The organism is Peptoniphilus genitalis (genome assembly GCF_023614525.1).
Classification (GTDB): Bacteria; Bacillota; Clostridia; order Tissierellales; family Peptoniphilaceae; genus Peptoniphilus_A; species Peptoniphilus_A genitalis.
In genome coordinates this window covers 1,608,678-1,621,744 of the sequence record NZ_CP097885.1, presented here as the reverse complement: position 1 = coordinate 1,621,744, position 13,067 = coordinate 1,608,678, and the positions used below count along the sequence as shown (strand labels likewise).

Here is a 13,067-nt window from a genome sequence, read left to right as displayed (position 1 = left end):
CTTTGTCTCCTTTAATATTTTTATTTCAATATGTTTGCATTTAAAAAGGAAGGTCTCCCTCCCCTTTTTAAATTTTTATTTAATATTAATTGTCACTGTCTTGCTTTCTTCCTTCCACTCAATGTCATTTTCTTTATCATCGTCTGCATTACCACTAGTAAGCCCGAAGACTTGACCAACATAAACTAGTGGTAAATAAATTCTTCCATTGACGTTAAGTGGTTTTGCTTCAAAGTCAATTGTCTTTCCATTAGATAGAACTATTTTGCTGCCATCGATTTGTATAAGAGCAGTGAGACCATCTCTTGTGAAGGACGCAGTCCTTGTTGCATCATTCCAAATAACTTTGGCGCCTATGATTTCTGCCAAGGCTCTAAGAGGTAACATAGTCCTATTGTTTTCAATTATTGGTTTCACATCCATGGACTTTTCTAAAGTTTTTCCATCTTCTGTCAAAGTGTAAGTTCCACTTTTGATATCAATTACAAATTTTTTAGGATTGACTTGTGTTTTTGTATGACTTAACTGTGAATTAATTTTTACTTCAACCTTATAAGTTGGTGTCTCGTTATTTCTTACATAGTATCTTGGGAATCCATTCCATGAATCTAATTTATTTTCTTTTTTATCTCTAGCCTCTTCAATATTTTCTTCAGGCTTTTTATTATCTTCTTCTTTGCCTGGTTTGTCTTCAGGATCTTTCTTGTCTTCTTTTCCAGGCTTTTCTTCAGGATCTTTATTGTCCTCTTCTTTTCCTGGTTTGTCTTCAGGATCTTTATTGTCTTTTTCCTTGCCTGGTTTCTCTTCAGGGTCTTTCTTGTTTTCTTCCTTTCCTGGTTTGTCTTCAGGATCTTTCTTGTCACTTTCTTTTTCCTTTAAGACTATAGTATCTTCTGGACTTATAATATTTTTTGACCCATCAGCATAAACTAAAGTAACCTCTCCCTCGTCGCTTACTACTACTGTAACTGCTTGAGAGTTAACCTTTTTAACCTTTTCCATAATTTCAGATTTTTCAGAAGGACTTAGAGAATCAAGATTTTCAACTTTTGTTTTCTCTGGCTTTTTTACTTGGAATTTTTCAGCAAGAGGTGTTAAAACTTCAACTGGAACTTCAACAATTCTTGATGAGCCATCCTTGAAAGTAACTTTAACTTTTCCAACGTAAGATCCTGGAGTTTTTGTATCAATTGCTTCACTAATACCTTCTAATTTTGCTCCATCTGGAAGATTTTTAATATTATCTAAAAGATTTATTTTTCCATTGTAAGGAACGTCTTCTTTGATAATATCCTCAGCTTTTATAGTCGGTACTGGTTTAATTATAGTTCCAGAAATTTGATTAACTACCTTAACAGTAACTTCCACTTCCTTGCTTGATGTGTCAGAGAAAATTAATTTTAATGTAGATTTAGTTTGTCCAACTTTTGACGTATCTGCCTTAGTTTTAATTTCAACTTCAACATTCTTTGGGAGATTTGTAATTCCTTCCTTTAATTTTTCTGGACTTACATCTTCATTTAATTTGACTTCAACTTCTTTTGTAGATGGATTATAAGAGTCTGACATAGGTGCCAAGACTTCTACAGGAATTTCAACAATTCTTGATGAGCCACCCTTGAAAGTAACTTTAACTTTTCCAATGTAAGTTCCCGGAGTTTTTGTATCGATTGTTTCACTTATGTCTTCAACTTTTGCTTCAGATGGAAGATTTTTAATATTATCTAAAAGATTTATTTTCCCATTGTAAGAAACTTTTTCTTTGATAATATCTTCAGCTTTTATAGTCGGTATTGGTTTGACAATTCCTCCGTCAATTTTTTCTACAACTTTTACAAGAACTTTAACTTCCTTTACTGATGTGTCAGAGAAAATTAATTTTAATACAGCTTTAGTTTTTCCAGCTTTGGACGTATCTGCCTTAGTTTTAATTTCAACTTCAACATTCTTTGGGAGATTTGTAATTCCTTCCTTTAATTTTTCTGGACTTACATCTTCATTTAATTTGACTTCAACTTCTTTTGTAGATGGATTATAAGAGTCTGACAAAGGTGCTAAGACTTCTACAAGAATTTCAACAATTCTTGATGATCCATCTTTGAAAGTAACTTTAACTTTTCCAATGTATTTTCCAGGAGTTTTTGTGTTGATTGAATCGCTTACATCTTCAATTTTTGCACCATCTGGAAGGTTTTTAATATTATCAGAAAGATCTATTTTTCCATTGTAAGGAACTTCTTCTTTGATAATGTCTTCAGCTCCAATTGTAGGAATTGGTGTAATTAATTTTCCATCTTCTCTTTCAATTACCTTAATAGGTACTTCAACTTCCTTGCTTGATGTGTCAGAGAAGGTTATTTTTAATACAGCTTTAGTTTGTCCAACTTTTGACGTATCTGCCTTAGTTTTTATTTCAACTTCAACATTCTTTGGGAGATTTGTAATTCCTTCCTTTAATTTTTCTGAACTTACATCTTCATTTAATTTGACTTTAACTTCTTTTACTACTGAATTAAATTTTTCTGATTCAAAATCTCTAACTCTTCTTGCAGTAAAGACTTTGTTAGAATTGATTTTCACCTCTTTAATATTATCAATTTTTGTAAAACCATCATACCAAGCAACTTTTCCTTTATATTCAACATTGTTTTTATCTTTTAGCTTTGGTTCTAAAGAAAATTTAGAGATAATACCCTCAAGAGTTTTTCCCTCTCTTACAGCATATCTTTTATATCTCAAAGGATTTCTAAATAAATATCCATCTTCTGCTTGAAAATCGACTTCATAACATCCACTTGGAATTGGATTTTTCCCCAAATCAAAGTTATCGTGGATTCTTATATAATCTACAATAAATTGAGCACGATATACTTGATCAATTTTTCCAATGTCAAAATCATCTTCAACTGGTCCACTAAAATCACTATCTACAGACCAAAACCAAAATGTTTTACCCTCACTATTTATGGTTTCTGGCTTGAAATCTGCAAAAGAATGTGTTCCAGAATTTTTTCTTATGTAAAGATATATTTTTTTTGAAAAATCCCCTTCATAATTAGCATATTTCTTTTGTGAATCATATAATGATATATCTCCCATCAACTTATCATCTTCAGATGTTGCCATAAACAACACTTCGTTGTATTCATCAACTATCAATTTTCCTATATATGTTCTATATATTCTATATCCATCAGAATCAAAATTTCGTGAATCGTCCAAACTATAAAAATATGGTGATGTTTGAAAAATAGCTGTAAAAATTAAAGGATTTTCAATACTATGGCTTTTTATATTTATTGGATAAGTATCATAAAAAGGTTCTACTTTTATGCCGTTTCTAGTCCATGCCAGAAACTCATGAACCTTCTTTTTATCTGGATCACTTTCATTATTGACAGCTTTTCTAACGGAAAGAACTTGTTTATTATTTTCCTTATAAAATAAAATATTTTTCCATTTTGCATCCTTTAGCACGTAATATTCTTTTCCTTTAATAATATTATTCTTATATGAAATATCACTTAATAAAACTTCTTTATTATCTTTATCTAAGAGCTTCCCAAAATTTTGAACTCCATCAACCTTACTAGTTTTTGGAACAAAAATTATTCTCGCATACTTGTCCTTCACCCTATCATTTGGCATGGTTTCTGTAACAAGAGGAAGTTCTTCTTTCGCCTCAGAACTTTTTATCTCCTTAGCTTCTGCATGAATAGCTAAACTCTTCTCCAAATTATTATATGTAAAATTTTTACCTACTGCCCATGTTGGACTAAAGCTTGAAGATAATATTGCAAAACTAGTTACCAATGAAAACATTTTTCTATTCATGATGGCCTCCTCCTAAAGTTATACAAATCGTTTTTCCAATCATTGTAGTTTATTTCACTCTGAGCTTACGGATGTATTGAATTCGCTTTCTCGATACATTAATTATAACAAAGTTAAACTCTTCCATCTATAAATAAAATAAAAAAAGCAGGTGATTGTCATAAAGCACCTGCAAATTTTCATTTATAATTTTTGTAGAAAAATAAATTTTTATTTACTTCCTATATCTTTTCTATAATATGCTCCTTCGAAGGAAATTCTTTCTACATTGTCGTAGGCCTTCTTACGAGCTTCATCTAAATTTTTCCCTAAGGCTGTAATTGATAGAACTCTTCCACCATTTGTGTATAGACCATCAGTCTTCTTAGTTCCATTATGGAAGACAATTATGTCCTTGTCCACCTTATCAAGTCCTTCAATAAGTTTTCCCTTTTCATAGGATCCTGGATAACCACCTGAACACATTATAACTGTTAGACAAGTTTCATCCTTCCATCTGATGTCATCTTTTTTAAGCTTTCCATCAATTGTCTTATTCAAAAGTTCATACAAGTCTACGTCAAGTCTTGGCATTAGGACTTCTGTCTCTGGGTCGCCAAATCTTACATTAAATTCAAGAACTTTTGGCATATCATCTTTAATCATAAATCCAACAAAGAGGATTCCTGAATAGTGAAGACCTTCTTTATTAAGCCCGTCTTCAATTTGTTTGTAAATTTTTTCAAGATTTTCTTCTAGCTTAGGGCTTGCTGATACTGGGGAATAAGTTCCAACTCCACCAGTGTTTGGTCCCTTGTCTCCGTCAAAGATTTGCTTGTGGTCTTTGGCTCTTTCAAGTGGGAATAATTTATTATTTGAAACTAGGCAAAGGACAGATGCCTCTTCTCCTGTCAAGAATTCTTCTATAACAACTGTGTTTCCTTGGTCACCAAAAATCTTGTCCTTAAATATTTTTTCAAGGGCGTCTACTGCTTCATCTCTGTCTTGGCAAATTATAACTCCCTTACCAAAGCAAAGTCCATCTGCCTTTACAACTAGAGGATAAGAAAATTTTTCAAGACCTTTTTCTGCATGGTCATAGGATTCAAAGCTCTTATATTTTGCAGTTGGTATAGAATATTTTTCTAGGAATATTTTTGTAAATTCCTTAGACTTTTCAAATCTCGCACAAGCCTTGTTTGGTCCAAAAACCCTAAGTCCCTTTTCGTTAAAGGCATCAACTATACCTGCACATAGTGGATCTTCTGGTCCCACTACTGTTAAATCAATCTTGTTTTCCACTGCAAAGGCAAGAAGTTTTTCTATGTCTGTTGGGTCAATATCTAGGTTTTCACAGAAGTCTTCTGTCCCCCCATTGCCCCTTGCCATATAAATTTTATCAACGGATTTACTTTCCTTAAGCTTCCATGCAAGTGCGTGCTCTCTTCCACCATTTCCAATTACAAGTACTTTCATTTGGCCTCCTAGTGTCTAAAATGTCTCATATTAGTAAAGACAAGACAAATATTATTTTCATTTGCATAATCTATAACTTCTTGGTCCTTAACGGATCCACCTGGTTGAACTATTACATTAATGCCTGCCTTGTGAAGAAGTTCTATTGTGTCTCTAAAGAAAAATCCATCTGATGCAAGGACTGCGCCTTTTATCTTTTCTCCAGCCCTTTCAATTGCTTCTTCTACTGCCCAAGACCTCTTAGTTTCTCCTTGACCAAGGGCAAGTGTACCCCCATCCTTTGCAATAACAACTGAGTTTGAAAAAGTTGTCTTGCAGCAAGTAAAGGCAAATTTTAATTCTTCGAGTTCCTTTTCAGTTGGTTTTCTATTTGAAACGAAGTCAAGTTTGTCTTGGTCCCAAATCACATCATCAGAGTTTTGGATAATAATTCCATTAAGGACTTGTTTAAATCTAAAGCCTGGGTCATAAAGTTTTTCAAAGTCAGGGATTTCTATAAGCCTAATATTTTTCTTTTGAGCTAGAAGGTCATAGGCTTCCTTAGAAAAACTTGGTGCAGCTACAATTTCTAAGAAAATTTTTGATAAATGCTCTGCAGTTTTTACATCAACTTCCCTGTTTAGGGCAATGATTCCACCAAAAATTGATTCGTCATCACATTCATAAGCCTTTACAAAGGCTTCTTCAAGACTGTCTCCAGTGCCAATTCCACAAGGGTTAGTGTGCTTAATAGCAACAGCAGCTGGTTTTTCAAAATTTATAACTGCATTTAGGGCAGAGTACATATCATTTAAGTTGTTGTAAGAAACTTGTTTTCCATGAAGAACCTTGTATTCGATCTTGTCTGGTGTGTAGGAATCTTCATAAAAGGCTGCACTTTGGTGAGGATTTTCACCATATCGCAATTCTTCAACCAGCTTGTAGGACTTGTTAATGTATCTTGGGAATTTTTCCCCTTGTCTTTTTGAAAAATAATTTGAAATTACTGCATCATAATGAGCAGTGTAACTAAAGGCCTTGTTGGCTAAATACTCATTAAATTTTGGATCTTTTTTGTCTATGTACTCGAGTACAAGCTTGTAGTCTGCTGGATCAGTTACAATGTAGACATCCTTATAATTTTTGGCAGCTGCCCTAATCATTGATGGACCACCAATATCTATGTTTTCAATCATAGTTTCGTGGTCTGCATTTTCAAGCAACTTTTCTTCAAAGGGATAGAGATTGTTTACAACCATATCAATTGTTTCAATTTCTTCTTCCTTTAAAGTTTCCATGTGATCTTTTAAGTCACGTCTAGCAAGGATGCCAGCATGAATTTTTGGGTTAAGAGTCTTTACCCTTCCATCTAAAATTTCTGGAAAGCCAGTAAGCTTGTCTACAGATATTACATCTATTCCTGCATCCTTTAACTTATTATAAGTTCCACCAGTAGAAATGATTTCCCAACCTCTATTAACAAGTTCCTTGGCAAATTCAACAATTCCTTCTTTGTCATAAACTGAAATAAGTGCCCTCATCCTAACCTCCAATTACAACTTTTCCATTAACAACTTTTAACTTATCCTCGCAAAAATATTTTACAGAAAGAGGCAAAATTTCGTGCTCAATCTTTAAAACCTTTTGTTGAAGCTCTTCAGGATTCTCCCCTTCAACTTCAACAATTCTTTGCATGATAATAGGACCCTCATCTGCTCCCTCATTTACAAAATGAGTTGTGGCTCCAGTGTACTTGACACCTCTTTTTATGACGGCCTCATGGACTTTTAATCCATAATAACCCCTGCCACAAAAGGCAGGAATTAATGATGGATGTATGTTTATTATTTTATTCTCATAAATCTTGGTAATTTTTTCTGGCAAGATTTTTAAGTATCCTGCCAGAATGATTAAGTCAATATTATATTCTCTTAGCTTGCTTATTAGTTCTTCATCATCTTTTATAAAGAAACCAGGTATGCCTGCCTTCTCTGCTCTCACTAAACCATAAGCATCTTCTTTATTGGAAATGACAATTTTTATTTTTCCATTGATATAATTGTTTTCTGTATTGTCAATGATAGCTTGTAAATTTGTGCCACCACCTGAAATTAAAACTGCGATATTTTTAGAGGCTAAGGTCAATTTTATCTTCTCCAGCTACAACTTTTCCAAGTTCATAAAGCTTTAAGTCAGTCTTATTAAAGAAGTCAACAACTTTTTCCTTATCCTCTTGAGCTACAACAAGAGTAAAGCCTACTCCCATATTAAAGGTAGCGTACATGTCTTCATCCTTAAGATCAGCCCACTTCTTTAAAAGCTTAAATATTTCAGGAGTATCGATTACAGATGCATCAAGCTTTGCACAAAGTCCATCTGGAATCATCCTAGGAATATTTTCGTAGAAGCCGCCACCTGTTATGTGACTCATTCCCTTTATGTCTACAGTTTTTAAAAGTTCAAGAATTTCCTTAACATAAATCCTTGTTGGCTTTAAAAGTTCTTCCCCTAGAGTACAATTTAATTCATCAATTTCTTCATTTAAATCAAGCTTGCAGTGGTCAAAGACAATTTTTCTAACAAGTGAATAACCATTAGAGTGGATACCATTGGAAGAAAGTCCAAATACTATATCGCCTTCCTTGATGCTAGAACCATCGATAATCTTGTCCTTATCAACTACTCCAACAGCAAAACCTGCTAGGTCATATTGGTCTTCTTGGTAAACTCCAGGCATTTCTGCTGTTTCGCCACCAATAAGTGATGCAGAAGATTGGATACAACCTTCGGCAACTCCCTTAACAATTTCTTCCATCTTTTCTGGAATTAATTTTCCAGTTGCAATGTAGTCTAAGAAGAAAAGTGGCTTAGCGCCTTGGCATAAAATATCATTTACACACATGGCCACACAGTCAATACCAATAGTGTCGTGCTTATCAAGCATGTGAGCCAAGATAACCTTAGTTCCAACACCATCTGTACCACTACAAAGCACAGGATTTTTAATTCCATCTAGGTCTAAATTAAATAAACCAGAAAAACCCCCAAGGGATGATAAGACATCCCTTGATTGAGTTTTTTTAACAATACCCTTAATTAATTCAACTTCTCTTTGACCGGCATCAACATCTACGCCTGCATTCTTATAATTAATTGCCATCTCCGCTCCTTTTATCCTTCGTAAATATATTCGGTGTTTGCAATTTTTTCTGACATATCAGACCTAAATTGTCTTAGCTTTTCCTTTAAATTGTCATCAGAAATAGCCAAAATTTCTGCAGCTAGGATTGCAGCATTTTCTCCACCATTAATAGCAACTGTAGCAACAGGTACTCCACTTGGCATTTGAACAGTGGAAAGAAGTGCATCAAGTCCGTCAAGAGTTGAACTCTTAACAGGAACTCCAATAACAGGTCTTGTAGTAAGAGCTGCTATAACTCCACCAAGGTGGGCAGCCTTGCCTGCTATTGAAATGAAAACTTGGCTTTCATCTTCAGCATTTTTTACATATTCTTGTAACTCTTTTAAGGCTCTGTGAGCAGAAATTACTTTGGCTTCATATTCAATTCCAAATTCCATTAATTTTGCAACTATCTTGTCTGCAATTTCTCTGTCGGAAATTGAACCCATTATAATTGATACTCTCATTTTTACTCCTTAAATTCCTAAATATTTTGAAACATCAAGAGGTTTTACATATACTCCATCTTTGTAGGCTCTCATGTTTCCACCACTAACTTCGTCAATTAAGACGATTTCGTCTGATCCTTCAAGTCTACCATATTCAAACTTAATATCGTAAAGGTCTAGTCCCTTTTCTTTTAAAAGGTCTTTTACAATATTTGCAATTTTTCTATTCATTTCTACGATTGTATCATATTCTTCAGCTTTTAAGATACCTAGGGTAACAAGTCCTTCTTTAGTAATAAGTGGATCGTCTCTTCCATCATCTTTTAAAGTGATTTCAGTATATTCTGGAAGGTCAGCACCTTCTTCTACATAAAGACCATATCTTCTGTAGAAAGATCCAACAGCCTTAAATCTTGTAATAACTTCAAGACCTTTACCAAATACACTTGCTCTTTTTACTTCCATTAAATTATTGTCAAGGTCAGAAGAAATGTAGTGAGTGTTAATTCCTGCTTCGTTGATTTTTTCAAAGAAGTATTTAGTAACCTTTAGACATTCTTTACCTGCACCTTCAATACTACCAGCTACTTGGTTTCCACCAGTATCAAAAACTCCGTCAGTTCCTGTCATGTCATCCTTGAATTGTAGGTAACATCTTCCGTTGTCTTCTAATACATTCTTAGTTTTTCCTTGGTAAATAGTTTTCATAATTTCCTCCAGTAAATTAAATAAAGCCCAAAGAGGCAGATTTCGTAAAACCTACCCCTCTGGGCTTTTTTCCCTAAGGTGTGATACTTTAATAAAAGTACCCGTACCGCTCGGTCCTTGGCAAAGCCCGGATCCCTAGGCACACTTTCACTCATGATAAGAGCTCTCGTACTCTTAGATAGTAACAATTTAATTTTTAATTGTCAATAGTTTTTATAAACTTGACTTAAATTTAAAAATTATGAATTTAAGCTTTATATTACTTAATCAAAAGTAAAAAATGTTTTTAAATTAAATTTTATTTCTTAAAGATCTTTAATAATTTATTTAAAAATAATCCATGTTTTTTTTCTTTATTCTTTCTCTTCAGATTATTTTCTTCAGTATTTTCTTTCTTGCTATCCACTGATGCAATAATTTTATCTTCTGCTTCACTAATAAAATAATTTTGCGATGAAATCTTTTCATTCTCAATTTCTATTTTTTCATATTCTCCATCACTATTCATTAGTCTTGCACCAACATTGTCTTGCATTTGTATTTCAAGATATTTTATTATTCTATGTCTTATTTCTTCATCTAAGACTGGTGTGGCAATCTCTACTCTCTTTTCAGTGTTTCTTGTCATGAGATCAGCAGAGGAAATGTAGATATCTTTTTTGTCCTTTCCAAAGACATAGACTCTTGGGTGCTCCAAAAATCTTCCAACAATAGACCTAATTCTTATATTTTCACTTTGACCTTCTATTCCAGGAAGAAGACAAGATGTCCCTCTTATAATTAAATCCACCATGACTCCCTTTTGAGAAGCTTCAACAAATTTTTCTATAAAATCCTTATCTGTTAGAGAGTTAAATTTGCAAAAGATGTAACCATCTTCTCCCTTTTGAATCTCCCTTTCTACTAGATTCATAAGTCCTGACTTTAGAGAGGTTGGCGACTGCAAGAGATGCTTATACTTACCATCTAAATTTCCAATTGACATATTTTTAAAGAAATCTGTTGCATCAAGACCAATTTCTGGATTGGCAGTCATTAGTGCAAAGTCAGTGTACTGCTTGGCAGTGGATTCGTTATAATTTCCCGTACCAATTTGTGTAATATAATTTAAGTTTCCAGTCAAGTTGTCCCTATAAGTTATTAGACAAATTTTGGAATGCATCTTGTACTTGTTAAAGCCATAGATGATATTACAGCCTTCTTCATAAAGAAGATTAGCATAGTTTATATTTGATTCTTCATCAAACCTTGCCTTTATCTCGACAAAAACTGTTACTTCTTTTCCGTTTTGTGCAGCCTCTGTTAAGTATCTCACAACTTTTGAATTCTTTGCCAATCTATAAATTGTTATCTTTATTGACTTACATTCTGGATCTTTTGCAGCTTCCTTTAATAAAGCTATAAAAGTATCCATGCTGTCATAAGGATAAGAAAGGATTCTGTCTTTAGTTCTTATATCTTCTGTTACACTCCATGAATAGTCGCAAGGATTGTATTGCCTAAATTCCTTGTACAATAGGCCAGTTTTTATTGCCTTGGGAATGTCATCAATTAAATCAAAAACATACTTCATGTTGAGAGGAGATACTGAAGAGAAGTAAGCAGCTTCTTCTAACTCTAACTTCTTCAAGAGGAACTTAAGACTTGCCCTATTGAGGCTTCCTTCTGATTCCAATCTAACAACATTTAATCTCTTCCTCTTCTTTAAGATTGTCTTCATATACTCAGTATAATCGTCAAACTCTTCCCAGGTGTCCCTATCGTCAACAAAGTCAGTATTCCTTGTCACCTTTATAATATTTTTAGATAAGACTTCATAGTCCTTAAAAATCTCTTCAATTTCATTTAGAATTATTTCTTCCATCAAGATATACTCAAAGTTTTCTCCTGGAAGAACTAAATATTTTGGGTAAGTGTTTCTAACTGGCACTATTCCAAATACTTTTTCCTTGTCTTTTTCCAATTGAGCTATTGCATAAAGTTTTGTATTTTCTAAAAAGGGAAAAGGATGATTTAAATCAACTATTTGTGGTGATACAAGTTGGTCAATTCTCTTCACGTAAAAGTCTTTTACAAAATCTTTTTGCTTTTTGTCTAGGTTCTTATACTTCAACTGTCTTATATTGGACTTTTCTAAGCTTTCACTTACTTTATTAAAAATTTCGTCCTTTTCTTCATAAATTTTTGGAAGAGACTTTAAGATTGCTTGGATTTGTTCCTCTGCGTTCATTCCCGTCTTATTGTCCTTCACTTCTTTTTTCAAAGAAGATAGGTCATGAAGAGAACCAACCCTAACCATGAAGAATTCATCTAAGTTTGAAATAAAAATACTAATAAATTTTAATTTCTCCAGGTCTGGAACTTCATCTTCAGTTGCCTCTAAAAGTACTCTTTCATTAAATCTTATCCAGGATAATTCTCTATTTTGAAAATGTGATTTCATTATTACCTTCCAATACTTTATAAATCAAATAACCTTCTCTTAGCCCCTTTGCTGAAACTTGTATCTCTTTTATATTAAGTTTTTCCATAAGAGTCCTTAATATAATTATACCAGGAACTGTGGTGTGGATTCTTGCAGGATTGATACTAATAATAGACCTTATAATGTCTGTGTTTTTATCTTTAATTAATTCTATTAACTTATCTAGGTCTTCCAAGCTAAAAGATTTTTCATCCCCTCCCCAAAGATCTTCTATAATTTTACCTGTAGTTCTTATGGATCCACCAATACCAATAAACTTGTTACTTTTACTAGAAAAATTATTAGAATTAATTTCACGAAGGACTGCTTTTTTAATAGTACGCATTTCTTTTTTCTTAGGCAAAATTCTCGATACATTATCCTTATAAAGTAAAAGAGATCCAGTATTTAGGTTTAAAAACTCCTTAGGTCCTTCTTTATCAAAATAAACCACTTCGGTGCTGGCGCCACCAATATCTATAGACACGCCCTCCTCTATATCTATCTCACTTCTTATTCCAACATTACCAAGGAAGGCTTCTTCAACTTGGTCCAAGACATCAATATCTATGTCAAGTTCTTCCTTGACCATAGATAAGACTTCTTCTAAGTTATCTAAATTCCTAAGGGATGCTGTTGCAAAGGGAGAAAAAGTTTCAACCTTTAGTTCTTCTACAATTTTTTTTACGCTATCAAGAGTTTTTATAAGTTTCTTAATTCCCTTTCTAGAAAGTTCTCCATCATGAACATAAGTTATAAGTCCAACGGTGTACTTCTTGTTTAATACTTTTTTATAATCTATAGAATTCTCTTCTACATCAAAGACAATTAACCTAATTGTGTTGGAGCCAATATCCACTATTGCGTCTCTCATAAATAACCTCATCCTTCCTCATAAGTCTTCACAATAATCTTAAACTTCAATTGTAAATTTCTTGTAAATTTTTCTTTTAGAAAATGTAATTTTTATAAAGATTTTCATCTAAAAAGACAGGAT

Annotated in this window: 9 protein-coding genes; all 9 read right to left on the bottom strand. The window is 33.2% G+C overall.

The window, feature by feature from the left end; all coding sequences use genetic code 11:
* Positions 1-75 precede the first annotated feature (75 nt).
* The 9 genes from M9426_RS07795 to M9426_RS07755 all read right to left on the bottom strand — a co-directional run bounded on the left by M9426_RS07795 (position 76) and on the right by M9426_RS07755 (position 12,944).
* A complete protein-coding gene (locus M9426_RS07795) occupies positions 76-3,834 on the bottom strand; it encodes a Rib/alpha-like domain-containing protein (RefSeq protein ID WP_250341877.1) in 3,759 nt (1,252 codons plus the stop codon).
* A gap of 210 nt (positions 3,835-4,044) precedes the next feature.
* Positions 4,045-5,289, bottom strand: a complete 1,245-nt coding sequence (purD, locus tag M9426_RS07790; RefSeq protein ID WP_250341876.1) for a phosphoribosylamine--glycine ligase — start codon at positions 5,287-5,289, stop codon at positions 4,045-4,047.
* 8 nt (positions 5,290-5,297) lie between these two features.
* The gene (purH, locus tag M9426_RS07785; protein ID WP_250341875.1) at positions 5,298-6,809 is read right to left on the bottom strand and encodes a bifunctional phosphoribosylaminoimidazolecarboxamide formyltransferase/IMP cyclohydrolase; all 1,512 of its coding nucleotides are present in this window, start codon (positions 6,807-6,809) and stop codon (positions 5,298-5,300) included.
* Between the two features lies 1 nt (position 6,810).
* Entirely contained in the window at positions 6,811-7,413 is a 603-nt protein-coding gene (purN, locus tag M9426_RS07780) for a phosphoribosylglycinamide formyltransferase (protein WP_005955901.1), read from the bottom strand.
* The gene (purM, locus tag M9426_RS07775) at positions 7,397-8,428 is read right to left on the bottom strand and encodes a phosphoribosylformylglycinamidine cyclo-ligase (RefSeq protein ID WP_250341874.1); all 1,032 of its coding nucleotides are present in this window, start codon (positions 8,426-8,428) and stop codon (positions 7,397-7,399) included. The genes purN and purM overlap by 17 nt, the downstream gene beginning before the upstream one ends.
* 11 nt (positions 8,429-8,439) lie before the next feature.
* On the bottom strand, positions 8,440-8,916 hold the full coding sequence (purE, locus tag M9426_RS07770; protein ID WP_005955862.1) for a 5-(carboxyamino)imidazole ribonucleotide mutase: 477 nt from the start codon (positions 8,914-8,916) through the stop codon (positions 8,440-8,442).
* Between the two features lie 9 nt (positions 8,917-8,925).
* Entirely contained in the window at positions 8,926-9,606 is a 681-nt protein-coding gene (locus M9426_RS07765) for a phosphoribosylaminoimidazolesuccinocarboxamide synthase (protein WP_005955896.1), read from the bottom strand.
* A gap of 298 nt (positions 9,607-9,904) precedes the next feature.
* Entirely contained in the window at positions 9,905-12,049 is a 2,145-nt protein-coding gene (gene ppk1 / locus M9426_RS07760) for a polyphosphate kinase 1 (protein WP_250341873.1), read from the bottom strand.
* Complete coding sequence (locus M9426_RS07755; protein WP_250341872.1) at positions 12,027-12,944, bottom strand: Ppx/GppA phosphatase family protein; 918 nt, start codon at positions 12,942-12,944, stop codon at positions 12,027-12,029. The genes ppk1 and M9426_RS07755 overlap by 23 nt, the downstream gene beginning before the upstream one ends.
* Between the last annotated feature and the right edge of the window lie 123 nt (positions 12,945-13,067).

What these genes read in the sequence shown, in the direction of transcription:
- purH (WP_250341875.1), bottom strand. Translation starts at nt 6,809, where the DNA reads ATGAGGGCACTTATTTCAGTTTATGACAAAGAAGGAATTGTTGAATTT.
- M9426_RS07795 (WP_250341877.1), bottom strand. Translation starts at nt 3,834, where the DNA reads ATGAATAGAAAAATGTTTTCATTGGTAACTAGTTTTGCAATATTATCT.
- purD (WP_250341876.1), bottom strand. Translation starts at nt 5,289, where the DNA reads ATGAAAGTACTTGTAATTGGAAATGGTGGAAGAGAGCACGCACTTGCA.
- ppk1 (WP_250341873.1), bottom strand. Translation starts at nt 12,049, where the DNA reads ATGAAATCACATTTTCAAAATAGAGAATTATCCTGGATAAGATTTAAT.
- M9426_RS07765 (WP_005955896.1), bottom strand. Translation starts at nt 9,606, where the DNA reads ATGAAAACTATTTACCAAGGAAAAACTAAGAATGTATTAGAAGACAAC.
- purM (WP_250341874.1), bottom strand. Translation starts at nt 8,428, where the DNA reads ATGGCAATTAATTATAAGAATGCAGGCGTAGATGTTGATGCCGGTCAA.
- purE (WP_005955862.1), bottom strand. Translation starts at nt 8,916, where the DNA reads ATGAGAGTATCAATTATAATGGGTTCAATTTCCGACAGAGAAATTGCA.
- M9426_RS07755 (WP_250341872.1), bottom strand. Translation starts at nt 12,944, where the DNA reads ATGAGAGACGCAATAGTGGATATTGGCTCCAACACAATTAGGTTAATT.